Source organism: Sulfurisoma sediminicola, from assembly GCF_003865015.1.
Taxonomy (GTDB): Bacteria; Pseudomonadota; Gammaproteobacteria; order Burkholderiales; family Rhodocyclaceae; genus Sulfurisoma; species Sulfurisoma sediminicola.
This window is the reverse complement of record NZ_BHVV01000008.1, coordinates 323139-344901: the sequence shown is the minus strand read 5'-3', so window position 1 is coordinate 344901 and position 21763 is coordinate 323139. Positions and strand designations below refer to the sequence as shown.

The window sequence follows — 21763 nt, the reverse complement described above, 5'->3', positions numbered from 1 at the left end:
TGCTTCGAGTGCCCGCGGGCCGCGCGGATGTGGATGAAGGCTACTTGCCCGTGACCTGGCGATACCAGGCGCGATGGTGCTGCTTGGCCCAGGCGCGCGTGACCGTACCGTACCACATGGCGCGGACGGTGCCCTTCACCCAGATCGCGGCGTAGATATGCACCATGATCAGCGCGATCATCACGGCGGCGGTGGCGGCGTGGATCACGGCGCCGAAGCGCACCAGTTCGACCGGGAAGCCGAAGTAGGCGCGCCACAGCAGGACGCCCGACACCATGAGCAGCAGCATGCACAGGGCGAGCGCCCAGAACATCATCTTCTGGCCGCCGTTGTACTTGCCCTGTTCCGGCATGTCGTGGTCATTGCCATCGACCATTTCCTTCGCTCGCGACAGCCATTCCCTGTCCGTCGGCGTCATCACGTTCAACGACCTGAAGCGGAAGAAGATGGACAGGAACGACAACGCCATCAGCACCCCGAGGAAGGGGTGCAGGATGCGCGCCCAGACGCCGCCGCCGAACAGCTGCGTCATCGGCCAGAATGCCGGATGGAAGAAGGCGAGTCCGGAGATGGCGAGCAGGATGAAGCTGATGCCCACCACCCAGTGGTTCGCCCGCTCCTGCGCCGTGTAGCGCTTGAGGTCCTTCGGGTTGCGGATCATTGTGCATCCTCCTTCTCAAGCTCGTCTTCCAGTTCCTTCGACACCTCGTTCGGCCCCTTGGTGACGTAGTGGAACAGGCTGCCCAGCGCCACGGCCGCCAGCGCGACGTTGGCGAGCGGCTTGGCGAAGCCTTTCCACAGCGAGACCAGCGGGCTGATGCCGGGATCGTTGGGCAGGCCCTTGTAGAGCTCCGGCCGGTCGGCGTGGTGCAGCACGTACATGACGTGCGTGCCGCCGACGCCTTGCGGATCGTAGAGCCCGGCCTTGTCGTAGCCGCGCGACTTGAGGTCGCCGATGCGCTTGTCGGCGTAGTCCTTCATCTGCTCCTTCGAGCCGAACTGGATCGCGCCGGTCGGGCAGACCTTGGCACAGGCCGGTGCCTGGCCCACGGCCACCCGGTCGGAACACAGCGAGCACTTGTAGGCCTTGCTGTCCTCCTTGGAGATGCGCGGGATGTTGAAGGGGCAGCCGGTGATGCAGTAGCCGCAGCCGATGCAGTTTTCCTGGTGGAAATCGACGATGCCGTTGGCGTACTGGATGATGGCGCCGGGGGCCGGGCAGGCCTTGAGGCAGCCCGGGTCGGCGCAGTGCATGCAGCCGTCCTTGCGGATCAGCCACTCCAGCCTGCCTTTCTCTTCCACTTCGGCGTAGCGCATCACGGTCCACGACTTGGCGGTCAGGTCGGCCGGGTTGTCATAGACCCCCGAGTTCGTCCCCACCTCGTCGCGGATGTCGTTCCACTCCATGCACGCCGCCTGGCAGGCCTTGCAGCCGATGCAGGTGGACACGTCGATCAGCTTCGCCACTTCCGTTGTTTCGCGCACCGCCGGCGGCGGCGTGGTCGTGGCCGAGCGGCGGGCGATATCTAGCGATTGCAGTGCCATGATCTCTCCTTATGCCTTCTCGATGTTGACCAGGAACGCCTTGAACTCCGGCGTCTGCGAATTGGCGTCACCCACGAACGGCGTCAGCGTGTTCGTGATGTAGCCCGGCTTGGCGACTCCCTTGAAGCCCCAGTGCAGCGGGATGCCGACGGTATGCACCTTCTTGCCGTCGACGTCGAGCGCCTTGATGCGCTTGGTCACCACCGCGACGGCCTTGATGAAGCCGCGGTTGCTGCGCACCTTCACCTTGTCGCCGTTGGCTATGCCCTTCTCCTTGGCCAGTTCCTCGCCGATCTCGACGAACTGCTCGGGCTGCAGCACGGCGTTGATCCTGGCGTGCTTGGTCCAGAAGTGGAAGTGCTCGACCAGGCGATAGGTCGTCGCGACGTAGGGGAAGTCCTTGGCCTTGCCGAACACCTCCATGTCGCCCTTGTACACCCGCGCCGCCGGATTGCTGACGGCCTTGGGGTTGTTGGGGTGGAAGGGGTTCCGGTCGAGCGGGGTCTCGAAGGGTTCGTAGTGTTCGGGGAACGGGCCTTCCGCCAGGGCCGGCGCGAACAGGCGGGCAACGCCCTCGGCGGTCATGATGAAGGGCATCACGTTCTCGTCGGGCGCCGCATCCGGCCGCATGTCGGGCACGTCGTTGCCGCCCCACGCGGTGCCGCTCCACTTGATCACCGCCCGTTTCGGATCCCAGGGCTTGCCCGAGACGTCGCAGGAGGCGCGGTTGTAGAGGATGCGCCGGTTGGCCGGCCAGGCGTAGCCCCAGTTCAGCGTCTGGCCGAGGCCGGACGGATCGCTGTTGTCGCGCCGCGCCGTGAGGTTGCCCGCCTGCGACCAGCAGCCGCCGTAGATCCAGTTGCCGCAGGCGGTCGAGCCGTCGTCGCGCAACTGGGCGAAGCCGGCCAGTTGCTCGCCGGGCTTGGCCAGGACCTTGGTCTTGTCCTTGGGATCGAGCACTTCGCCCAGCGCCTTGCCGGAGATCTCCATGAGGAGTTCCTCGGGCGAAGGCTTCGCCGCGATGCGGTGCGGCCAGGTCAGGTTGAGGATGGGCTCGGGCAGCTTGCCGCCATCCTTGGCGTACATCTCCTTGAGCTTGAGGAACAGGCCGGCCATGATCTCGATGTCGCCCTTCGATTCGCCCGGACCGTCGGCGGCCTTCCAGTGCCACTGGATGACGCGGCCGGAGTTGGTGAAGGAGCCGCTTTCCTCGGCGAAAAGATTGGCCGGCAGGCGGAACACCTCGGTCTGGATCTTCGCCGGGTCGGCCTCGTTGAACTCGCCGTGCGGCTTCCAGAACTCGGACGTGTCGGTCGCCAGCGGGTCGATGACCACCAGGTACTTCAGCTTCGCCATGGCGTCGCCGACCTTCTTCTTGTTCGACACCGAGGCCAGCGGGTTGAAGCCCTGGCAGAGGAAGCCGTTCATCTTGCCCTGGTGCATCCGTTCGAAGATCGCCAGCACGTCGTAGGCTGCGTCCTTCTTCGGCAGCCAGTCGTAGGCGTAGTCGTTCTTGTCGGTCGCCGCCGCGCCGTACCAGGCCTTCATCAGGCTGGTGGCCCACTTCGAGAAGTTCTGGCCGTAGTTCATCTGGTTCGGCCGCAGCGTCTTCGGCGTGCGTTTGTCGACGAACTCGGCCCAGTTCTTGTCGGCGTCGGTCGGCGCGGCCAGGTAGCCGGGCAGCACTTCCGAGTAGAGGCACATGTCGGTGATGCCCTGCACGTTGGCGTGGCCGCGCAGCGCGTTGATGCCGCCGCCGGCCATGCCCATGTTGCCGAGCAGTAGCTGGATCATGGCCATGGTGCGGATGTTCTGCGAACCCACCGAGTGCTGTGTCCACCCCAGGGCGTAGCAGATGGTCATGGTCTTGTTGGGCGCCGCGGTTTCGGCGATGTGCTCGCAGACCTTGAGGAAGGCATCCTTCGGCGTGCCGGTGACCTTGCTGACCAGTTCCGGCGTGTAGCGGCTGTAATGCTGCTTCATGAGCTGGAAGGCGCAGCGCGGGTCCTGCAGCGTCGGGTCGACCTTGGCGTAGCCGTCCTTGTCCGTCTGGTACTTCCAGGTGTCCTTGGCGTAGCTGCGCTTCTCCGGGTTGTAGCCGGAGAAGAAACCATCCTCGAACTTGTAGCCCTCGTCGATCAGGAAGCTGGCGTTGGTATAGGCCTTGACGTAGTCGTGGTGGATCTTGTCATTGGTCAGCAGGTAGTTGATGACGCCGCCAAGGAAGGCGATGTCGCTGCCGGAACGGATCGGCGCGTAGTAGTCGGAGACGGCGGCGGAACGCGTGAAGCGCGGGTCGACCACGACCAGCTTGGCCTTGCGGTCCTTCTTCGCTTCGATCACCCACTTGAAGCCGCAGGGATGCGCTTCGGCCGCATTGCCGCCCATGACCAGGACGAGGTCGGCATTCTTGATGTCGACCCAGTGGTTCGTCATCGAACCACGCCCAAATGTCGGACCCAGACTGGATACCGTGGGGGCGTGTCAGATGCGGGCTTGCGTGTCGAGCGCTACGGCTCCCAGGCCGCGAAGGATCTTGACGGTGAGATAACCGGCTTCGTTGCCGGCGGCGGAGGAAGCCAGGAAGCCCGTGGTGTTCCAGCGGTTGACCGTCACGCCCTCGGCATTCTTCTCGACGAGATTGGCGTCGCGGTCCTTCTTCATGTGGGTGGCGATGCGGCTGATCGCGTCATCCCACGAAATGCGCTTCCACTCGCTGCTGCCGGGCTCGCGCACTTCCGGCCACTTGAGCCGGTTGGGGCTCTTGACCATGTCGAGCAGGCCGGCGCCTTTCGGGCACAGCGTGCCGCGATTCACCGGATTGTCCGGGTCGCCCTCGATGTGGATGATGTCCGCTTTCGCGTTCTTGGACTTGTCGCCCGTGGTGTAGATCAGCACCCCGCAGCTCACCGAGCAGTAGGGGCACATGTTGCGGGTTTCCGTGGCGCGGGCGAGCTTGAAGCTGCGCACCTCCGCCAGGGCCGGCGCGGGCGAGAATCCCATCAGGGCAATGCTCGAACCGCTGAGTCCGGCGCCGCAGACCTTGAAGAACTGCCGCCGTGTGACTTGCATGACTCCTCCTTTTATATCAGGCGGTTAGCCTGCTATGGGCGCAGCCGGAGCACGGCCGCTCGGAGGATGGTACCTTCAGTCATCAAGCATTTCAATGTATGGATGGATAAATAATTTGGTATATCTGCTATGCGAAAAATGCCGTGATCAGTCGAGCGTCAGCACGCCGCGCTTCAGTCCCGAATCCTCGGGGTGGGGCGACATGACGAAGCCCAGGCTCTGCACGAAGGCGAGCATGCGGCCGTTCTCCGAGAGGAAGTCGCCGTTCATGTACTTGAGGCCGCGGCTGCGCGCCGTCTCGATCAGCACGCCCATCAGCCGCCGCGCCAGGCCCTTGCCCTGCCAATCGTCGGCGACGACGATGGCGAACTCGCAGGATTCGCCGTCCGGGTTGGTGGCGTAGCGGCAGACGCCGATCTCGACTTCCTCGCCATCTTTCTCGGCCACGGCGATGAAGGCCATCTCGCGATCGTAGTCGATCTGCGTCAGGCGGATCAGCTGCGACTGGCCGAGTTCGCGAATGGTGTTCATGAAGCGGAAATACTTGGTTTCCGCCGACAGCTTGCGCACGAAGTCGCTTTCGATATCGGCGTCCTCGGGCTTGATCGGGCGGATGGTCACCGTCCTGCCGTCCTTCTGGTAGCTGGTGACCAGGTGCGAGGGGTAGGGGTGGATCGCCATGTGATCGTAGCGGCTGGCGGTCAGCGGGATGTTCTCGATGGCGATGCGGGCATCGACCGCCACGGCGCCCTGCTCGTCGACGATCAGCGGGTTGATGTCGAGTTCGCTGATCCACGGCAGTTCGCAGACCATCTCCGAGACGCGCAGCAACACGGCCTCGAGCGCCTCCTGGTTCACCGCCGGCATGTTGCGGAACTCGCCCAGCCGCGCCATGTCGCGCGCCGACTCGAGCAGGTCGCGCACGAGAAAGCCGTTGAGGGGCGGCAGCGCCACCGCGCGGCGGCTGCGCCCGGTCTCGACGTCGGTGCCGCCGCGGCTGAAGACGATGGTCGGCCCGAAGATCTCGTCCTTGACCATGCCCACCATCAGCTCGCGGCCGTTGGCCTTCTGGATCATCGGCTCGATGGCGACGCCGTGGAGGATCGCGTCGGGGCGATTCTTCTTCACGTCGTCGAGGATCTCGTTGTAGGCGTCGCGCACGGCGGCCAGCGAGTTGAGGTTGAGTCGCACGCCGCCGGAGTCGGTCTTGTGGGTGATCTGCGGCGAGTCGATCTTCATCACCACCGGCAGGCCGATCTCCTCGGCCAGCACCATGGCCTCCGAGGGCGAGCGCGCCACCACCGTCTGGGCGATGGGGATGCGGAAGGCGGCGAGCAGCGCCTTCGACTCCATCTCGTTGAGCATCTTGCGGCCTTCGGATAGCGCGGTCTCGATCACCAGCTTGGCCGACTCGAGTCGCGGCGGCACGTGGTCGGCAATGGCGGCCGGCGTCTGCATCAGCAGCTGCTGGTTGCGGTAGTAGGCCGAGATGTGCGAGAACAGTTCGACCGCCGGCTCGGGCGTGCGGAAGGTCGGGATGCCGGCGCCCTTGAACAGCAGCCGCGCCTCGTGCACCTGCGCCTCGCCCATCCAGCAGGTCACCAGGGGCTTGTCGGTCTTGACGGCGATGTCGAGCAGCGTGCGCGCCACCTGCGTCGGATCGGTCATCGCCTGCGGCGTCAGGATCGCCAGCACGCCGTCGACGCCGTCGTCCTCGATGCAGGCCGTCAGCGCGGCGGCGTAGCGCTGGGGATCGGCGTCGCCGATGATGTCGAGCGGATTGGCCTTGGACCAGGTTGGCGGCAGCAACTCGGTGAGCTTCTTGGTGGTGGCGTCGGAAAGCCTGGCCAGCGGGATGCCGATGTCCGCGGCGTGGTCGGCCGCCATCGCGCCGGGGCCGCCGCCGTTGGTGATGATGGCCAGGCGGTTGCCGCGCGGGCGGAAGTGCGAGAACAGCGCCGAGGCGGCGGCGTACATCTGGCCGACGTTGCCCAGGCGCACCACGCCGGCGCGGCGCAGCGCCGCGTCGAAGACGTCGTCGGCGCCGACCAGCGAGCCGGTGTGCGACAGCGCGGCTTTTTCGCCCGCCGCGTGCTTGCCGACCTTGATCAGCAGCACTGGCTTGCAGCGCGCGGCGGCGCGCAGCGCGCTCATGAAGCGGCGCGGATTCTTGATGCCCTCGATGTAGAGGAAGATGTTCTCGGTCTTCGGGTCGGAGACCAGGTAGTCGAGGATCTCGCCGAAATCGACGTCGGACGATCCGCCCAGCGATACCACGGTGGAGAAGCCGACGTTGTTCGGTTGCGCCCAGTCGAGGATCGCAGTGCACAGCGCGCCGGACTGCGAGACGAGGCCGATGGTGCCGGGATTGGCGCCGCCGTGGGCGAAGGTGAGGTTGACGCCCGCGCCCGGGCGCATGATGCCGAGGCAGTTGGGGCCGATCAGGCGCACGCGGTGTCGGCGCGCGGTCTCGATCACGGCGCGCTCGAGCGAGGCGCCGCGCGGCCCGGCCTCGGAGAAACCGCCGCTGATCACGATGACGTTGCGCGTGCCGGCGCGGCCGCAGGCCTCGACGATGGCGGGCACGGTCTCGGGCAGGGTGCAGATCACGGCGAGGTCGAGCCGCTGCGGGATGCTCTCGACCGAGTCGTAGCTCTTCATGCCGAACACGGTCTCGTGCTTGGGATTGACGCAGAAGAGCTTGCCCTTGTAGGCGCCGTCCAGCATGTTGCGCACGAGGACCGTGCCGACGGTGCAGGGAGTCTCCGAGGCGCCGACGATGGCGATCGACTTCGGCTCGAAGAGCGAGGTGAGGTAGTGCTGTTCGTAGTTCATGGTTCGCCCTATGGTTGATCTGGGCAGTTTGCTGCAACGCAGCATAGCACAGGGACGCCAATCCGGCTATGCGGAAATCGGTCAAAACGAAGTTTCAGCGAAGGCTAACGTCGGCTTCATCGACGTTAATCGAAGCGGCCGTAGCTACAATCCACGGCCATATGAGCGAAACGTCCTTCCAGCCGCAGGCTCCCGCCACCGCCCCTTCCGCCTGGGTCCGCCGCTTCGCGCCGCTGATTCCGGCAAGCGGCGAGGTGCTCGACCTCGCCTGCGGCGGCGGCCGCCACACCCGGCTGCTGCACGAACTCGGCTACGGCGTCGAGGCCGTGGATCGCGACGCGGCGGCGCTGGCCGAACTGTCCGGACTGCCCGGCGTGACGACGCGCGCGGCCGACCTCGAGGGCGGCCCCTGGCCCTATCGCGGCCGCGCCTTCGCCGGCATCGTCGTCACCAACTACCTCTGGCGGCCGCTGCTGCCCGCGCTGCTCGACGCGCTGGGCGAGGAGGGCGTGCTGATCTACGAGACCTTCATGCTCGGCAACGAGCGCTTCGGCAAGCCGAGCAACCCGCAATTCCTGTTGCGCCCGGGCGAACTGCTCGAGATGGTTCAAGGAACACACTTCTCGGTGATCGCCTTCGAGCAGGGCGAGGTCGCCTCGCCGCGGCCCGCCGTGATCCAGCGCATCTGCGCACGGCGCGGCGGGCCGCTCAGGCTGCCGCCGTAGTCGCCGCCAGTTCGACGCGACTTCCCGCTTCCGGCGCCTCGGCGGCCCAGCCCAGCTTTTCCTCGATCAGCGTCGCGAATTCGGTGGCGGTCTCCGCTTCGCCGTGCACGACGAAGGTCTGCCGCGGCGGTGCGGTGAAGTTGCCCAGCCAGCCGAGCAGCGCGGCCTGGTCGGCGTGCGCCGAGAGGCCGCCGATGGTGTAGATGCGCGAGCGCACCATCACCTCGTCGCCGAAGATGCGCACCATGCGCGCGCCATCCACCAGCCGCCGGCCTAGCGAACCCTCGGCCTGGAAGCCGGTGATGAGCACGCCCGACTCGGCGCGCGGCAGGTTGTGGCGCAGGTGGTGCTTGACGCGGCCGGCGTCGCACATGCCGCTGGCCGAGACGATGATGGCGCCGCGCACCTCGTTGAGCGCCATCGAGTCCTCGACGTTTTCGGTGTAGCGGATGTTCGGCCGGTGGCTGCGGCTCTGCGCCTGCCAGGCGGCGAGGCTGCGCGCCTCGATGTCGGTCAGCGCCTGGTGGCGCTGCGTCACCTCCGTTGCCGCCACGGCCATCGGCGAGTCGACGTAGATCTCGATGTCGCGGCGGATCAGGCCGCGGCGCAGCAGGTCGCCCAGCGCGTAGAGCACCTCCTGCGTGCGCCCGACGGCGAAGGCCGGCACGATCAGGTTGCCCTGGCCGCCGGCCGATTTCGCCCCGATGGTCTCGTCGATGGCGCGCACCAGTTCCTGCTCGCTCTCCTCGAAGGTCTTGTGCAGGCGGTTGCCGTAGGTCGATTCGACCAGCAGGGTGTCGGCTTCGGCGATCGGTGTCGGGTCGCGCACGATCGGCCGCCCCGGCTGGCCGAGATCGCCCGAGAACACCAGCTTGCGCGTGGCGCCGCGCTCCTCGACCCACAACTCGATGATGGAGGCGCCGAGGATGTGCCCGGCATCGCGCAGGCGGCAGCGCATGCCGCGCGCCGGCTCGAACTCGGTGTCGTAGTCGATGCGCTTGAGCTGGCGCAGGCAGTCGTGGGCCTGGGCCACGGTGTAGAGCGGCGCGCTTTCCTGCGCCGAGCGGCGGTAGCTGCCGTCGCGCGCGTCGGCGTGGCGGGCGCGGTGGCGATGGCGGTTCTCGCGCTCGGTTTCCTTCTCCTGGATGTAGCCCGAGTCGGGCAGCATCACCGCGAGCAGGTCGCAGGTCGCCGGCGTGGCGTAGATCGGCCCGCGGTAGCCCAGCGCCACCAGCCGCGGCAGCAGGCCCGAGTGGTCGATGTGGGCATGGCTCAGCAGCACGAAGTCGATGCGGCGCGGATCGAAGGCCAGCGCCGCGCGGTTCTTGCCGCGCGCCTCGCGCCCGCCCTGGAACATGCCGCAATCGACGAGGAAGCGGCTGGTCGCGGATTCCACCAGATAGCAGGAGCCGGTGACCTCGCGCGCCGCGCCGAGAAAGCTGATGTGCATGATGTCGCTGCGGCGACGCGGCCGCAGCCTCTGTCGTTGGTGCTGTCATTGTCCGGCAGCGGCGGGGCGGGGGCAAGGTGCCGTGCTATCGGCCGCCTAGGAAAAGTCGGCGCTGGCGGGACGGTGATTGCGTTGGGCGCGGCGGCGTGGCATGCCGGGCCGACGCCTCATGCGCTCCCGCCCTGCGGGTTCCCTTGCGCCGGAGCGCCCGCCAGCCGGGCTCGAAACTCGCGGCTGCGCCGCTCAGACAACGAGCCCGGACTTCCCCGGCGGCCGCCCCGTCGCCGCGGCGTTCGCGAAATCGGCGCCGACCCGGCATGCCGCGCCGTTTTGCGGTGACTGCTACGTTTGAGGTATCGGATCCTTGTTGGCCGAGAGGTTAGGCCTCGGTATCAAGATGAATGATTCCACCATAGGGTTGCACCCTGGGCTTCGACATGGAACGCGCGGACGCGAATAGTTCTTCCATGCCAGTCCATGAACAAATCTTTGGGTGACGCAGCATCCTTGGTTTCTGCGTTGACGAAATCCACCTCCAATGACACCGAATGTTCTTCGCTTGGAACTTGAAGTCGAATCACCTCAATTGCTCGGCCTTCGGGGGCACCTTGGAATCTCTTCAGATTTGTGACGGGGTTCGACACCACTCTTATCCAAGGCAGAACACCTTCGGATTGGACAACGAGATCCACCATCAGGAGGCCGGAAAATAATTCTGCTTCGCCATTTGCTCGTAGGTGATAGTAAGCCGCGGGGTGGAAAGTGAAGTGAGGATTGGAAATTGCCACGTTTCCGTGGGCAGCCTTCAGATCAATTGCCTGACGGTAGACGACCCCACCTATTTCGACTTGGCTTCCCAAAGCGGGGACTTGAAATGTCTTGTCAAGAAGTCCGACAGATACCGAGCCGTCGTCAAGCAAGCTCACCCATGCGAATGACCGCAAGCTCCCAGCCTGTTCTGTCAATAGGCGGATATCTCTTGCCATCCGTTCTCAGGCTGACTGGTGGCCTTGCGAAGCGAGGATGCGCTCGGCGATGGCCTTGACGCCTTGCGGCGAGAGGTCGTCGGTGGCGAAGCTGGCGGCGGCGTCGTAGCCGGTGTAGTTCTTGCCCTGCGACTTCTGGTAGAGGGGGTCGTAGTGGTGTTCGAGCAGTTCGCCGAACAGCGCCGGGAACTCGCCGGCGTTGGCCATGGCTTGCCAGCGCTCGATGGTTTCGTTGCTCTGCAGGCCCTTGAGGTGGACGATCTTGTCGGTCAGCAGGGCCGGGTTGGCGAGGAAGTAGTCGTAGTCGCGCAGCAGGAAATTCACGCGCGCGGCGGTGGTGGCTTCGATGCGCAGGCAGGGGGCGGCGCGGATGGCGCCGATGAGGGCGTCGGGCAGGTGCAGCACGCCGATGCGGCGGCTCTCGGCTTCGACGTAGACGGGGCGGGCGGGGTCGAAGGCGCTCAGTGTCGTGTAGAGCTGGGTCTCGAACATGCGCTGCGCGGGTTGCGGCGTGTCGGGCAGGGCGCCGAGCACCGAGCCCTTGTGGGCGGCGAGCGCTTCGAGGTGCAGCACCTGGGCGCCCATTTCGGCCAGGGCTTCGAGCACGCGGCTCTTGGCGTTGCCGGTGGCGCCGGAGACGACGCGGTAGTCGAAGCGCTGCGGCAGGGTGGCGAGTTCCTCGACGACATGGCGCCGCCAGGTCTTGTAGCCGCCGTCGAGGCGGTGGGCGTCCCAGCCGATCTCGCGCAGGATGTAGGTGAAGGCGCCGGAGCGCTTGCCGCCGCGCCAGCAATAGACCAGCGGCCGCCATTCCCTCGGCTTGTCGAGGAAGCGCGCTTCGATGTGCTCGCCGATGTGGCGGCTGACGATGGCGGCGCCGATCTTCTTGGCCTCGAAGGCCGAGACCTGCTTGTAGATGGTGCCGACGCGGGCGCGTTCCTCGTTGTCGAGCACGGGGCAGTTGATCGCGCGCGGCAGACGGTCGTCTTCGTACTCGGCGGGCGAGCGGACGTCGATGATCTCGTCGAACTCGGCGAGTTGTGCTAGCGTGGCGAGCCCTTTTTGGCGTTTTTCCGACATAGTCTCGATGGACAAGATCAAACTGACCCAATTCTCACACGGCGGCGGCTGCGGCTGCAAAATCGCTCCTGCCGTACTCGCGCGCCTGATCGCCGAGTCGCCGCTGAAGACCATCCCTGCCGACCTGCTGGTCGGCGTCGAAACCTCGGACGATGCGGCGGTCTATCGCCTCAACGACGAGCAGGCCATCATCGCCACCACCGACTTCTTCACCCCCATCGTCGACGATCCGTGGGACTTCGGCCGCATCGCCGCGACCAACGCGCTGTCCGACGTCTATGCCATGGGCGGCAAGCCGATCTTCGCGCTGGCCGTGGTCGGCATGCCGCTGGACAAGCTGCCCGAGGAGGCGATCCGCCTGATCCTCGCCGGGGGCGAGTCGATCTGCGCCGAGGCCGGCATTCCCATCGCCGGCGGCCATTCGATCGACGTGCTCGAGCCGATCTACGGCCTCGTCGGCCTCGGCGTGGTGCATCCGAAGAAGGTGAAGCGCAACAGCGCGGCCAGGGCTGGCGACGCGCTGATCCTCGGCAAGCCGCTGGGCATCGGCGTGCTCTCGGCGGCGCTGAAGAAGGGGCTGCTGACGGGCCACGGCTACGGCGAGATGATTCGCTGGACCACCAAGATCAACGTCACCGGCGCCGCGCTTTCCGACATGGATGCCGTGCATGCGGTGACCGACGTCACCGGCTTCGGCTTGGCCGGCCACCTGCTCGAGATCTGCCGCGGCTCGAAGCTGGCGGCGACGGTCGAATTCGACAAGCTGCCGTTGATTCCCGAGGCGGTGCAGCACGTGCAGGCCGGCATCGCCACCGGCGCCTCGACGCGCAACTGGGCCGGCTACGGCCACGACGTGAAGATCAATGGTGAAGAATGGCGGCAGAAGATGGTCACCGACCCGCAGACCAGCGGCGGCCTGCTCGTCGCCTGCGCGGCCGAAGCGGCCGATGCGGTGCTGGCGGCCTTCCGCGCCGACGGCTTCGCCGAGGCGGCGGTGATCGGCCGGCTCGCCGAGGGCGAGGCCCGGGTTACCGTTGTTTGAGTAAAGGCTTCAGCGCCGGCCAGACGTGGTCGAGGATCTTCGGCTGCGCGGCCGCGACCGGGTGCAGGCCGTCGGGCTGGAAGTTGGCGCGATCAGAGGCGACGGGTTCGAGCAGGAAGGGCAGCAGCGGCAGCTTTTCCTGTTTCGCCACCATGGCGAAGGCGTGGTCGAATTCCTCCGTGTAGGCGGCGCCGTAGTTCGGCGGCAGGCGCATGCCGACCAGCAGCACGCGCGCCTTTTGGGCCTTGCAGGCGCGGGCCATCGCCACCAGATTCTCCCGTAGCTGCTTCACCGGCAGGCCGCGCAGGCCATCGTTGGCGCCGAGCGCGATGACCACGACGGCGGGCCGGGTCCGTTCCAGTGCGGCGGGCAGGCGGGTGCGGCCGCCGGCGCTGGTCTCGCCGCTGATGCTGGCGTTGACGACGCTGTAGGGGCTCTTCCCGGCCTGCAGGCGCTGGGTCAGCAAGGAGGGCCAGGCCTGGCCGTTGGCGAGGCCGTGGCCGGCGGAGAGGCTGTCGCCGAAGACGAGGATCGTCGGGGAATTCGCCGCGGCGCCGGCTTCTGCGAGGGCGGGGGCGGCACAGGAAAACATGAGGGAAGCGAGCAGAATACGCAGCATGGAACAGATGATCGAAGTGGAAACCCTGGGCAAGGTAGTGGAGAGCGGCGCCGGCCCGCTGACGATTCTGCACGAGATTTCCTTCGCGGTGGCGCCGGGCGAGGCGGTGGCCATCGTCGGCGCCTCGGGCTCGGGCAAGTCCACGCTGCTCGGCCTGCTGGCCGGGCTGGACCTGCCCTCGCACGGCACGGTGCGACTGGCCGGGCTGGATCTCGCCGGGCTCGACGAGGACGGCCGCGCGGCCTTGCGCGGGCGCCTGCTCGGCTTCGTCTTCCAGTCCTTCCAGCTGCTGCCGGCGCTGACCGCGCTGGAGAATGCCATGCTGCCGCTCGAGCTGGCCGGGCTGGCCGAGGCGCGCGGCAACGCGACCGCGATGCTCGAGCGCGTCGGCCTCGGCCATCGCCTGCACCACTACCCCAAGCACCTGTCCGGCGGCGAGCAGCAGCGCGTCGCGCTGGCCCGCGCCTTCGGCGTCAGGCCGAAGCTCCTGCTGGCCGACGAGCCGACCGGCAACCTCGACGCCGACACCGGCGGCGAGATCATCGACCTGATGTTCGAGATGAACCGCGAGGCCGGCACCACCCTGGTGCTGGTCACCCACGACGAAGCATTGGCGCATCGCTGCGGCCGCACCATCCGGCTGGCCGGCGGGCGCCTCGTTTCCTGAACCTTGTCTGAACGGAGGAGTCCATGGGCCAGATCGATCCGCATGTCTACATTCAACAGGTTGCGCGCAGGATGGCGGACCCCGCCGCCTTGCAGGATCGCAAGGAGATCGAGACCATGCTCGACGAGGTCGAGTACCTCTACGACATCCTCGATCCCGAGATGCAGGACGGCGTCGAGCAATTGATCGCCCAGCTGCGGGCCAGGCTCGAAAAGGCCGTCTGATGCCGGTCCGCCGCTATGCCCTGCGGCGGCTCAATCCCTATCGCGGCGTCACCCGCGTGATCGAACTCGCCGAGGCGCGGGCGGTATCGACCGACGGCGCCAACTGGGAACTGCAGGTGCTCACCGAGCGCCCGGTCGGCTGGGGCAGCCTCAACCTCGGCCGCGTCGAGACGCTCTACTACCGCTACGGCGTCTGGTCGGCCGAGGAGGGTGTGGCGCGCTATCCGATGCATCCGGCGCTGGAACGGCAGCGCCTGCACCGCGCAGCCGAGCGGCTGGTCGAGGCGCTGGGCGCTGCGCCCGCCGACGAGGCCGAGGAGCGCGGCGATCGTTTCGAATGCTGGCTGCTCGATGCCGCGGAGCAGCGGCCGCTGGCGCTGATCGCGGCCGTCGCCACGGCGGAAGCGATTCCTGCGCATGTTTCCTCTCGTTGGTGCGCCGCACCGGGCGATGCCGAGAGCCTCGCAGGACTGGGGCACGAGCGGGCCGAGGCGCTGGAGAGGGCGGTGGCGCGACGCTCCGGCACCCACGCCTGGTTCCAGCGGATGGACGATGGCAGCGGGCGAAAAGTGCCGCCTCCGGCGTCCAACCAGTCAGGCTTCGCGAGTGAAGGCAATGCCGACTGCCGTCGGCGCGTTGTCGGCGCTGGCGCCACGGTGACGCTGGGCGCCAAGGCCTTTCCCGAATTGCTGCTCGACGAAGCGTGGCCCGATGCCGAGACGGCGGCGGCCGTGGCCGCTTACGTGGAGTGGCTGGCGCCGCGGCTGCTGATGCTGCCGCTGGCGCAGGCGACGCGGGTACGGCTGGAGCGGGCCGCGGCGGCGCAGGCCGATGCGGTCGCGCACTTCTTCCGCCTCTATCCGGCTGTCGCCGACACCCGGCTGATGAACGCGCTGCGGGTGCAGGCGCGGCTGAATCAGTCGGCGGCCTGAAGCAGGGCGCGGGCGGCGGCGACGCCGCTCCTCGCCGCGCCCTCGAGGGTCGCGGGGTAGTCGCCGGCGACGTAATCCCCTGCCAGACAGAGGCCCGCCAGCGGCGTTACGGTCGGCGGCCGCGCGATGCCCGGTGTGCAGGCGAAGGTCGCGCGCTTTTCGGTGATGATGCGGCTCCAGCGCGGCGCCGGCAGGCCGGGCACGACGCGGGCGATCTCGCCATGGATCGCGGCGGCTAGCGCGTCGTGGTCCAGCGTCTCGTGGCGGCCGTGGGCGGAGATCACGGCGGAGATAAGTCCCGGCTGGCCGTAGAGCAGGCCGCGATCGAACAGCCACTGCGCCGCGCCCCCGGCCACACCCACCATGGCGCAGGGCAGGCGCACGTTCTCCGGGTAGGCGAGGTAGGCGCTGACGATGGGTTCATAGGCGAAGCCGGCGACCTGCCCGACGCTGGCCGCCATCTGCGGCAGGCCGGCGACGAGCTTGTCCAGGTGCTGCGGGGCGACGGCGACGACGAGCTGGTCGAAGGGGCCGCTCATTGACCCATTTGCGTCGAGGCGGAAGCCGGCGGCATCGCGGCCGATCGCGCCGATGCGCGTCTCGCGCCGCACCGCGCCGCCGCGGGCGGCGACGAAGGCGGCGGCGGGCTCCGGAAAGAGTCGCGAGAAATCGACCTGCGGCAGCAGGAAGTCGGAGGCGCCGCGGTCGGCGGCGAGGCTGTCGCGCAGCACGTTGGCGAAGACCTGCATCGAGGCGCGCGCGGTCGGCGTGTTGAGCGCGGCGACGCAGAGCGGTTCCCACAGGTAGCGGACCAGCCGCTCGGGTTGTCGTGTGTCGCGAAAATAGTCGGCGACGGGCAGGTCCTGCGAAAGTCGGAAGCGACGGCGCTTCAGCCCCTGCATGAAACGGATCGCGGCGAACTTTTCCGGCCACGACAGGCCGCGTGCGCCGAGCAGCGCCCAGGCCAGGTGCAGCGGTGCCGGCAGGCGCGGAGCCGTGATCAGCAATTCGCCCGGATATTCGAGGCGGAGCGGCTGGCGGCGCAGCAGGCGCGAAGGCGCGGCGCCGACGAGTTCCATCAGCCGCAGCGTCTCGCTGTAGGCGCCGACGAAAATGTGGGCGCCGTTGTCGACCGTGAGTCCTTCGAGGTCGACCGCGCGGGCGCGACCGCCGAGGGTGCGCGAGGCTTCGAAGACCGTCACCTGCCGGCCGGCGGCGGCGAGTTCCGCCGCCGCGGCCATGCCGGCGTAGCCGGCGCCGACGATCGCAACAGTCACGCCCCCACCCCCCAGCCCCCGCCCGCCCGGCGGGGGAGACTGTTGGCGCGCTTCGCGCGAAACTGGATGCTCACGCCGTGATCCAGGTCTTGAACGCGAGCCAGAGCTTGCGCGCCGGCGGCAGCGAGGTGCGCTGCTTCAGGACACGGTAGCCGTCGGCGGCGATCTCCTCGAGCAGGGTGCGGTAGATCGCGGCCATCATGAGCCCGGCGCGTTGCGACTTGCGGTCGGCGGGCGGCAGCTGTTCCATGGCCTTGCCGTAGTAGCCGCGGGCGCGTTCGCCCTGGAAGGCCATCAGCGCCGCGAAGGCTTCGCTCTCGCGGCCTTGCAGAATGTCGGTTTCGCTGACGCCGAAACGGGCCATCTCGTCCAGCGGCAGGTAGATGCGGCCGCGGCGCGCGTCCTCGCCGACGTCGCGGATGATGTTGGTGAGCTGGAAGGCCAGGCCGAGGTCGTGGGCGTATTTGAGGGTGCGGCGATCGCCGTAGCCGAAGATCTCGGCGGCGAGCAGGCCGACGACGCTGGCGACGCGATAGCAGTAGAGGTGCAGCGCCTTGAAGTCGGGATAGCGCGCCTGCTCGAGGTCCATCTCCATGCCGTCGATGATTTCCTGCAGCTGTTCCGTCGGCAGATTGAACTTGCGCCGCGCCAGCGCGAGCGCCTGGGTCACCGGGTGGCTCGGCTTGCCTTCGTCCAGCGCCGCGACCTCGGCTCGCCACCAGGCCAGTTTGGCGCGGGCGACCATGGGGTCGGAACATTCGTCGACGGCGTCGTCGACCTCGCGGCAGAAGGCGTAGAGCGCGGTGATGGCCTGGCGCCGCTCGCGCGGCAGGAAGCGGAAGCTGTAGTAGAAGCTGGAGCCGCTGGCGGCCGCGCGGTCTTCGCAATATTGGTCCGGCGTCATAGTGCTCGCCACATGACTCGCGGCCAGTCGAAGGCGTCCAGCATCGGACGACGTGAAAACACGTCGTAGCCGACAGCCTCGATTTTTTCGAGGATGCGCAGGCCGCCGGCGACGATGGCGCGGATTTCGAGCCCGATGCGGCCGGGCAGGGCGCGGCCCAGCGGCGCCCCGTCGAGCATCAGGGCGCGGGCGCGATCGACCTGGAAGCGCATCAGCGCCAAGAAGTCGGCGCTGGCGGTACGGCGGAGGACTGTCTCGTCGGCGACGCCGAAGCGCGCCATTTCGTCTTGCGGCAGGTAGATGCGCGGCACCGGCTTGGCGGCATCGATGCCGACGTCCTGCCAGTGGTTGATGAGCTGCAGCGCCGAGCAGATGGCGTCCGAGTTCTTGAGATTCTCGGGCGTGGCGGCGCCGAAGAGGTGCAGCAGCAGGCGGCCGACCGGGTCCGCCGAGCGGCGACAGTAGTCGAGGAGTTGGGCGTAGTCGGCGTAGCGCGTCTTGACCACGTCCTGGGAAAAGGCGTCGAGCAGGTCGCGGAAGAGCTGCAGCGGCAGGCGGTACTCGGCGATGACCGGGCGCAGGCGCCGGAACACGGGGTGCGCGGTCGCGGTGCCGGCGGCGATGGCATCGAGTTCGCGGCGATAGCCGTCGAGCAGCGCGAGGCGCTCGGCGGCGGGCAGGTCGCCCTCGTCGGCGAAGTCGTCGGCGCTGCGGGCGAAGGCGTAGATGGCGGCGACCGGCTGGCGCAGCCGGGCGGGCAGCAGCACCGATGCGACCGGGAAATTCTCGTAGTGGGTACGGTGCAGGTCTAGGGAAGCGGCGGCCATGAGCCCGGCCAGTATATCGGGTAAAATTGTTGGTTCGCGAAGGTGGCGGAATTGGTAGACGCACTGGATTTAGGTTCCAGCGCCGCGAGGCGTAAGGGTTCGAGTCCCTTCCTTCGCACCACTCGCCAACCCGTCCAATTCAGCAATCCAATCAAGGACCTTTCATGGAAACGACCCAAGCTGCCGCCCCGGCCCCCAGCTCGCTCGAGCGCCGCATCGACATGGCGGTGCCACTGGCCGAGATCGACAAGGAAGTCGAGAAGCGCCTCAAGCACATCGCCAAGACTGCCAAGATGGCCGGCTTCCGCCCCGGCAAGATGCCGATGAAGCTGGTCGCCCAGACCTACGGCGGACAGGCCCGTTCCGAGGCGATCGGCGCCGCGGTCGAGCGCGCCTTCGGCGAGAAGGTGCGCGAGCAGAAGCTGAACGTCGCCGGCTACCCGCGCATCGAGCCGAAGAACGCCCCCAACGACCAGCAGTTCGAGTTTACGGCGATCTTCGAGGTCTATCCCGAAATCACCCTCGGCGACATCTCCGGCAAGGAGATCGAGAAGGCCACGCTGACCGTCAGCGATGCCGAGGTGGACAAGACCATCGATGTGCTGCGCGCCCAGCGCACCGCCTATCTGCCGGTCGAGCGGGCCTCGGCCAAGGGCGACCGCATGGTCATCGATTTCGTCGGCCGCAAGAACGGCGAGGAATTCCAGGGCGGCAAGGCCGAGAACTTCACCGTCGAAGTCGGCGGCGGCCGCATGTTGCCGGACTTCGAAACGGCGATCGAGGGCCTGGCTCCGGCGGCGCAGAAGACCTTCGACGTCAAGTTCCCCGAGGATTACAACGTCGCCGAGCTCAACGGCCAGACGGTGCAGTTCGACGTTGCCGTGCGCGCCGTGCTCGGTCCCGTGCTGCCCGAGCTCGATGCCGACTTCGCCAAGGCGCTGGGCGTCGCCGACGGCGATCTGGTCAAGATGCGCCAGGAAGTGCGCGCCAACCTCGAGCGCGAGGTGAAGAAGCGCCTGCAGGCCCGCGTCAAGAACCAGGTGATGGATGCGCTGCTCGCGGTCAATCCGATCGACGTGCCGCAGGCGCTGGTGGAGATGGAATCGCAGCAGATGGCCGAGGCGGCGAAGGCGGATCTCGAGAAGCGCGGCGCAGCGATGAAGAACATGCCGGTCGAGCCGAGCTGGTTCACCGAACAGGCTACGCGCCGCGTCAAGCTGGGTCTGGTGCTGGCCGAACTGGTCAAGAGCAAGGACCTGCATGCCAGGCCGGAACAGGTCAAGGCCGTGGTCGAGGATTTCGCCGAGACCTTCGAGGACCCGAAGGAAGTCGTGCGCTGGTACTACTCGCAGCCGCAACGCCTGGCCGAGGCCGAGGCCCTGGCCATGGAAAACAACGTCGTCGAGTGGGCTTTGGCCAATGCCAAGGTGAGCGAGAAGGCCGTGGGCTTTGACGAGTTGATGGGTAATCAGGCATGATCCGACGCATGAACGCCAACGAAATGCAGCGCCAGGACGATCCGCAAATGCTCGGCATGATCCCGATGGTCATCGAGACCAGCGGCCGCGGCGAGCGCGCCTACGACATCTACTCGCGCCTGCTCAAGGAGCGGGTGATCTTCCTCGTCGGCCCGGTCAACGACATGACCGCCAACCTGGTGGTGGCGCAGTTGCTGTTCCTCGAGTCGGAGAATCCGGACAAGGACATCTACCTCTACATCAACTCGCCGGGCGGTTCCGTCACGGCGGGCATGGCCATCTACGACACCATGCAGTTCATCAAGCCGGACGTGTCCACGCTGTGCATCGGCCAGGCCGCCTCGATGGGCGCCTTCCTGCTGGCGGCGGGCGAGAAGGGCAAGCGCTACTGCCTGCCCAATTCGCGCGTGATGATCCACCAGCCGATGGGCGGCTTCCAGGGCCAGGCCTCGGACATCGAGATCCACGCCAAGGAAATCCTCTTCCTCAAGCAGAAGCTCAACGACATGCTGGCCAAACACACCGGCCAGCCGATCGAGCGCATCGAAAAAGACACCGACCGCGACAATTTCCTCTCGGCCGAAGCCGCGGCGGAATACGGCTTGGTCGACAAGGTACTGAGCAGCCGCGCCGAAGCTGCGACCTAAAATGGCCCCCCACGCTCGCAAGACCGGCTCGCTGCCCCCCACGGGGGGGCGTCGCCGCCCTTGGGGCGGCCCGGCGGGCGGCTAGAGCAGCGAGCGCCAATACCGGATCCCACGGAGAACACGACGATGGCAGACAAAAAGGCAGGTAGCGGCGGCGGCAGTGAAAAACTGCTGTATTGCTCCTTCTGCGGCAAGAGCCAGCACGAGGTCAAGAAGCTGATCGCCGGTCCGTCGGTGTTCATCTGCGACGAGTGCATCGACCTCTGCAACGACATCATCCGCGACGAGATCACCGCCGAGCCTGGAAGCGGCAAGGCCACCGGCGACCTGCCGACGCCGCCGGAAATCCGCGGCCTCCTCGATTCCTATGTCATCGGCCAGGAGCAGGCGAAGAAGATCCTCGCCGTCGCCGTCTACAACCACTACAAGCGCCTGCGCCACAAGGAGAAGAAGTCCGGCGGCGACGAGGTGGAACTGGCCAAGAGCAACATCCTGCTCATCGGCCCCACCGGCTCGGGCAAGACGCTGCTGGCGCAGACCCTGGCGCGCATGCTCAACGTGCCCTTCGTCATGGCTGACGCCACGACCCTGACCGAGGCCGGCTACGTCGGCGAGGACGTCGAGAACATCATTCAGAAGCTGCTGCAGAAGTGCGACTACGAAGTCGAGAAGGCGCAGCAGGGCATCGTCTACATCGACGAGATCGACAAGATCTCGCGCAAGTCCGACAATCCCTCGATCACCCGCGACGTTTCGGGCGAGGGCGTGCAGCAGGCGCTGCTCAAGCTGATCGAAGGCACCGTGGCCAGCGTGCCGCCGCAGGGCGGTCGCAAGCACCCGAACCAGGACTTCGTCCAGCTCGACACCACCAACATCCTCTTCATCTGCGGCGGCGCCTTCGACGGCCTGGAGAAAGTCATCCGCAACCGCTCCGAGAAGGGCGGCATGGGCTTCTCCGCCGAGGTCAAGAGCAAGGAAAACAAGAAGGCGATCGGCGAGGTGCTGCGCGGCGTCGAGCCCGAGGACCTGATCAAGTACGGCCTCATCCCCGAGCTGATCGGCCGCCTGCCGGTGGTCGCGACCCTCGAGGAGCTCAAGGAGGACGCGCTGGTGCAGATCCTCATCGAGCCCAAGAACGCGCTGATCAAGCAATACCAGAAACTTTTCTCGATGGAAGGTGCCGAACTCGAGGTAAGGCCCGCCGCCCTGCAGGCGATCGCCCGCAAGGCGCTCAAGCGCAAGACCGGTGCCCGCGGCCTGCGTTCCATCCTCGAGGCGGCCCTGCTCGACACCATGTACGAGCTGCCGGCCCTGGACAACGTGACCAAGGTCGTCATCGACGAGAGTACCATCGAGTCTGCCGGCCAGCCGCTGCTGATCTACGCCGACCAGCCCAAGGTCTCGGGCTCCAACTGATCCCCGCCGCCCGGGCGGCTGGCGGAGCGATGCCGGC

19 protein-coding genes, 1 tRNA gene and 1 pseudogene are annotated in these 21763 nt (G+C 67.1%); 9 read left to right on the top strand and 12 right to left on the bottom strand.

Going from position 1 to position 21763, the window contains the following annotated elements:
• Window positions 1-40: 40 nt before the first annotated feature.
• The 5 genes and pseudogenes from EJE94_RS13130 to EJE94_RS13110 all read right to left on the bottom strand — a co-directional run bounded on the left by EJE94_RS13130 (window position 41) and on the right by EJE94_RS13110 (window position 7452).
• Window positions 41-661, bottom strand: a complete 621-nt coding sequence (locus EJE94_RS13130) for a formate dehydrogenase subunit gamma (protein WP_121242172.1) — start codon at window positions 659-661, stop codon at window positions 41-43.
• The gene (gene fdxH, locus EJE94_RS13125) at window positions 658-1545 is read right to left on the bottom strand and encodes a formate dehydrogenase subunit beta (RefSeq protein WP_165904842.1); all 888 of its coding nucleotides are present in this window, start codon (window positions 1543-1545) and stop codon (window positions 658-660) included. Before fdxH ends, EJE94_RS13130 begins: the two co-directional genes overlap by 4 nt.
• A 9-nt stretch (window positions 1546-1554) precedes the next feature.
• A pseudogene (fdnG, locus tag EJE94_RS13120) lies at window positions 1555-4017 on the bottom strand (formate dehydrogenase-N subunit alpha); the annotation flags it as partial.
• 12 nt (window positions 4018-4029) lie between these two features.
• Window positions 4030-4617, bottom strand: a complete 588-nt coding sequence (locus tag EJE94_RS15045; RefSeq protein WP_121242169.1) for a molybdopterin-binding domain-containing protein — start codon at window positions 4615-4617, stop codon at window positions 4030-4032.
• A gap of 147 nt (window positions 4618-4764) precedes the next feature.
• Window positions 4765-7452, bottom strand: a complete 2688-nt coding sequence (locus tag EJE94_RS13110) for a bifunctional acetate--CoA ligase family protein/GNAT family N-acetyltransferase (protein ID WP_121242168.1) — start codon at window positions 7450-7452, stop codon at window positions 4765-4767.
• A gap of 161 nt (window positions 7453-7613) precedes the next feature.
• Here EJE94_RS13110 and EJE94_RS13105 point away from each other — a divergent pair, with 161 nt between their 5' ends.
• A complete protein-coding gene (locus tag EJE94_RS13105; RefSeq protein WP_121242167.1) occupies window positions 7614-8177 on the top strand; it encodes a class I SAM-dependent methyltransferase in 564 nt (187 codons plus the stop codon).
• Here EJE94_RS13105 and EJE94_RS13100 read toward each other — a convergent pair.
• The 3 genes from EJE94_RS13100 to mnmH form a co-directional block, all read right to left on the bottom strand.
• The gene (locus EJE94_RS13100) at window positions 8161-9627 is read right to left on the bottom strand and encodes an MBL fold metallo-hydrolase RNA specificity domain-containing protein (protein ID WP_121242166.1); all 1467 of its coding nucleotides are present in this window, start codon (window positions 9625-9627) and stop codon (window positions 8161-8163) included. The two genes, EJE94_RS13105 and EJE94_RS13100, sit on opposite strands and share 17 nt — an antisense overlap.
• A gap of 392 nt (window positions 9628-10019) precedes the next feature.
• The gene (locus EJE94_RS13095) at window positions 10020-10547 is read right to left on the bottom strand and encodes a hypothetical protein (protein ID WP_165904841.1); all 528 of its coding nucleotides are present in this window, start codon (window positions 10545-10547) and stop codon (window positions 10020-10022) included.
• 72 nt (window positions 10548-10619) lie between these two features.
• The gene (gene mnmH, locus EJE94_RS13090) at window positions 10620-11708 is read right to left on the bottom strand and encodes a tRNA 2-selenouridine(34) synthase MnmH (protein ID WP_243642617.1); all 1089 of its coding nucleotides are present in this window, start codon (window positions 11706-11708) and stop codon (window positions 10620-10622) included.
• Between mnmH and selD the strand changes: the two genes are divergently transcribed.
• Complete coding sequence (selD, locus tag EJE94_RS13085) at window positions 11701-12735, top strand: selenide, water dikinase SelD (RefSeq protein WP_121242164.1); 1035 nt, start codon at window positions 11701-11703, stop codon at window positions 12733-12735. The genes mnmH and selD overlap by 8 nt on opposite strands.
• Here the strand turns inward: selD and EJE94_RS13080 are convergent.
• Window positions 12722-13354, bottom strand: a complete 633-nt coding sequence (locus tag EJE94_RS13080; protein ID WP_121242263.1) for an arylesterase — start codon at window positions 13352-13354, stop codon at window positions 12722-12724. The two genes, selD and EJE94_RS13080, sit on opposite strands and share 14 nt — an antisense overlap.
• Here EJE94_RS13080 and EJE94_RS13075 point away from each other — a divergent pair.
• Genes EJE94_RS13075 through EJE94_RS13065 form a run of 3 tightly spaced genes read left to right on the top strand, consistent with a single transcriptional unit; the run spans window position 13353 to window position 15177 of the window.
• Window positions 13353-14021: an ABC transporter ATP-binding protein gene (locus EJE94_RS13075; protein ID WP_243642616.1), complete on the top strand. Its 669-nt coding sequence runs from the start codon at window positions 13353-13355 to the stop codon at window positions 14019-14021. The two genes, EJE94_RS13080 and EJE94_RS13075, sit on opposite strands and share 2 nt — an antisense overlap.
• 23 nt (window positions 14022-14044) lie before the next feature.
• Window positions 14045-14245 (top strand): hypothetical protein, encoded by a 201-nt coding sequence (locus EJE94_RS13070; protein WP_121242162.1) that lies wholly within the window; start codon window positions 14045-14047, stop codon window positions 14243-14245.
• The gene (locus EJE94_RS13065; RefSeq protein ID WP_121242161.1) at window positions 14245-15177 is read left to right on the top strand and encodes a hypothetical protein; all 933 of its coding nucleotides are present in this window, start codon (window positions 14245-14247) and stop codon (window positions 15175-15177) included. Before EJE94_RS13070 ends, EJE94_RS13065 begins: the two co-directional genes overlap by 1 nt.
• On the opposite strand, the gene hpnE is transcribed toward EJE94_RS13065, so the two are convergent.
• The 3 genes from hpnE to hpnC all read right to left on the bottom strand — a co-directional run bounded on the left by hpnE (window position 15162) and on the right by hpnC (window position 18185).
• Window positions 15162-16454, bottom strand: coding sequence for a hydroxysqualene dehydroxylase HpnE (hpnE, locus tag EJE94_RS13060; RefSeq protein ID WP_121242160.1), 1293 nt, complete (start codon window positions 16452-16454; stop codon window positions 15162-15164). The two genes, EJE94_RS13065 and hpnE, sit on opposite strands and share 16 nt — an antisense overlap.
• A 70-nt stretch (window positions 16455-16524) precedes the next feature.
• On the bottom strand, window positions 16525-17358 hold the full coding sequence (gene hpnD, locus EJE94_RS13055; protein ID WP_121242159.1) for a presqualene diphosphate synthase HpnD: 834 nt from the start codon (window positions 17356-17358) through the stop codon (window positions 16525-16527).
• Window positions 17355-18185, bottom strand: coding sequence for a squalene synthase HpnC (gene hpnC / locus EJE94_RS13050; RefSeq protein ID WP_121242158.1), 831 nt, complete (start codon window positions 18183-18185; stop codon window positions 17355-17357). Before hpnC ends, hpnD begins: the two co-directional genes overlap by 4 nt.
• Window positions 18186-18221: 36 nt before the next feature.
• Here hpnC and EJE94_RS13045 point away from each other — a divergent pair.
• The 4 genes from EJE94_RS13045 to clpX all read left to right on the top strand — a co-directional run bounded on the left by EJE94_RS13045 (window position 18222) and on the right by clpX (window position 21726).
• Window positions 18222-18306: transfer RNA gene (locus EJE94_RS13045), tRNA-Leu, on the top strand.
• Between the two features lie 43 nt (window positions 18307-18349).
• On the top strand, window positions 18350-19663 hold the full coding sequence (gene tig / locus EJE94_RS13040; protein ID WP_121242157.1) for a trigger factor: 1314 nt from the start codon (window positions 18350-18352) through the stop codon (window positions 19661-19663).
• A gap of 8 nt (window positions 19664-19671) precedes the next feature.
• The gene (gene clpP / locus EJE94_RS13035) at window positions 19672-20310 is read left to right on the top strand and encodes an ATP-dependent Clp endopeptidase proteolytic subunit ClpP (protein WP_121242262.1); all 639 of its coding nucleotides are present in this window, start codon (window positions 19672-19674) and stop codon (window positions 20308-20310) included.
• A gap of 126 nt (window positions 20311-20436) precedes the next feature.
• Entirely contained in the window at window positions 20437-21726 is a 1290-nt protein-coding gene (clpX, locus tag EJE94_RS13030; RefSeq protein WP_121242156.1) for an ATP-dependent Clp protease ATP-binding subunit ClpX, read from the top strand.
• The last annotated feature ends 37 nt before the right edge of the window (window positions 21727-21763 follow it).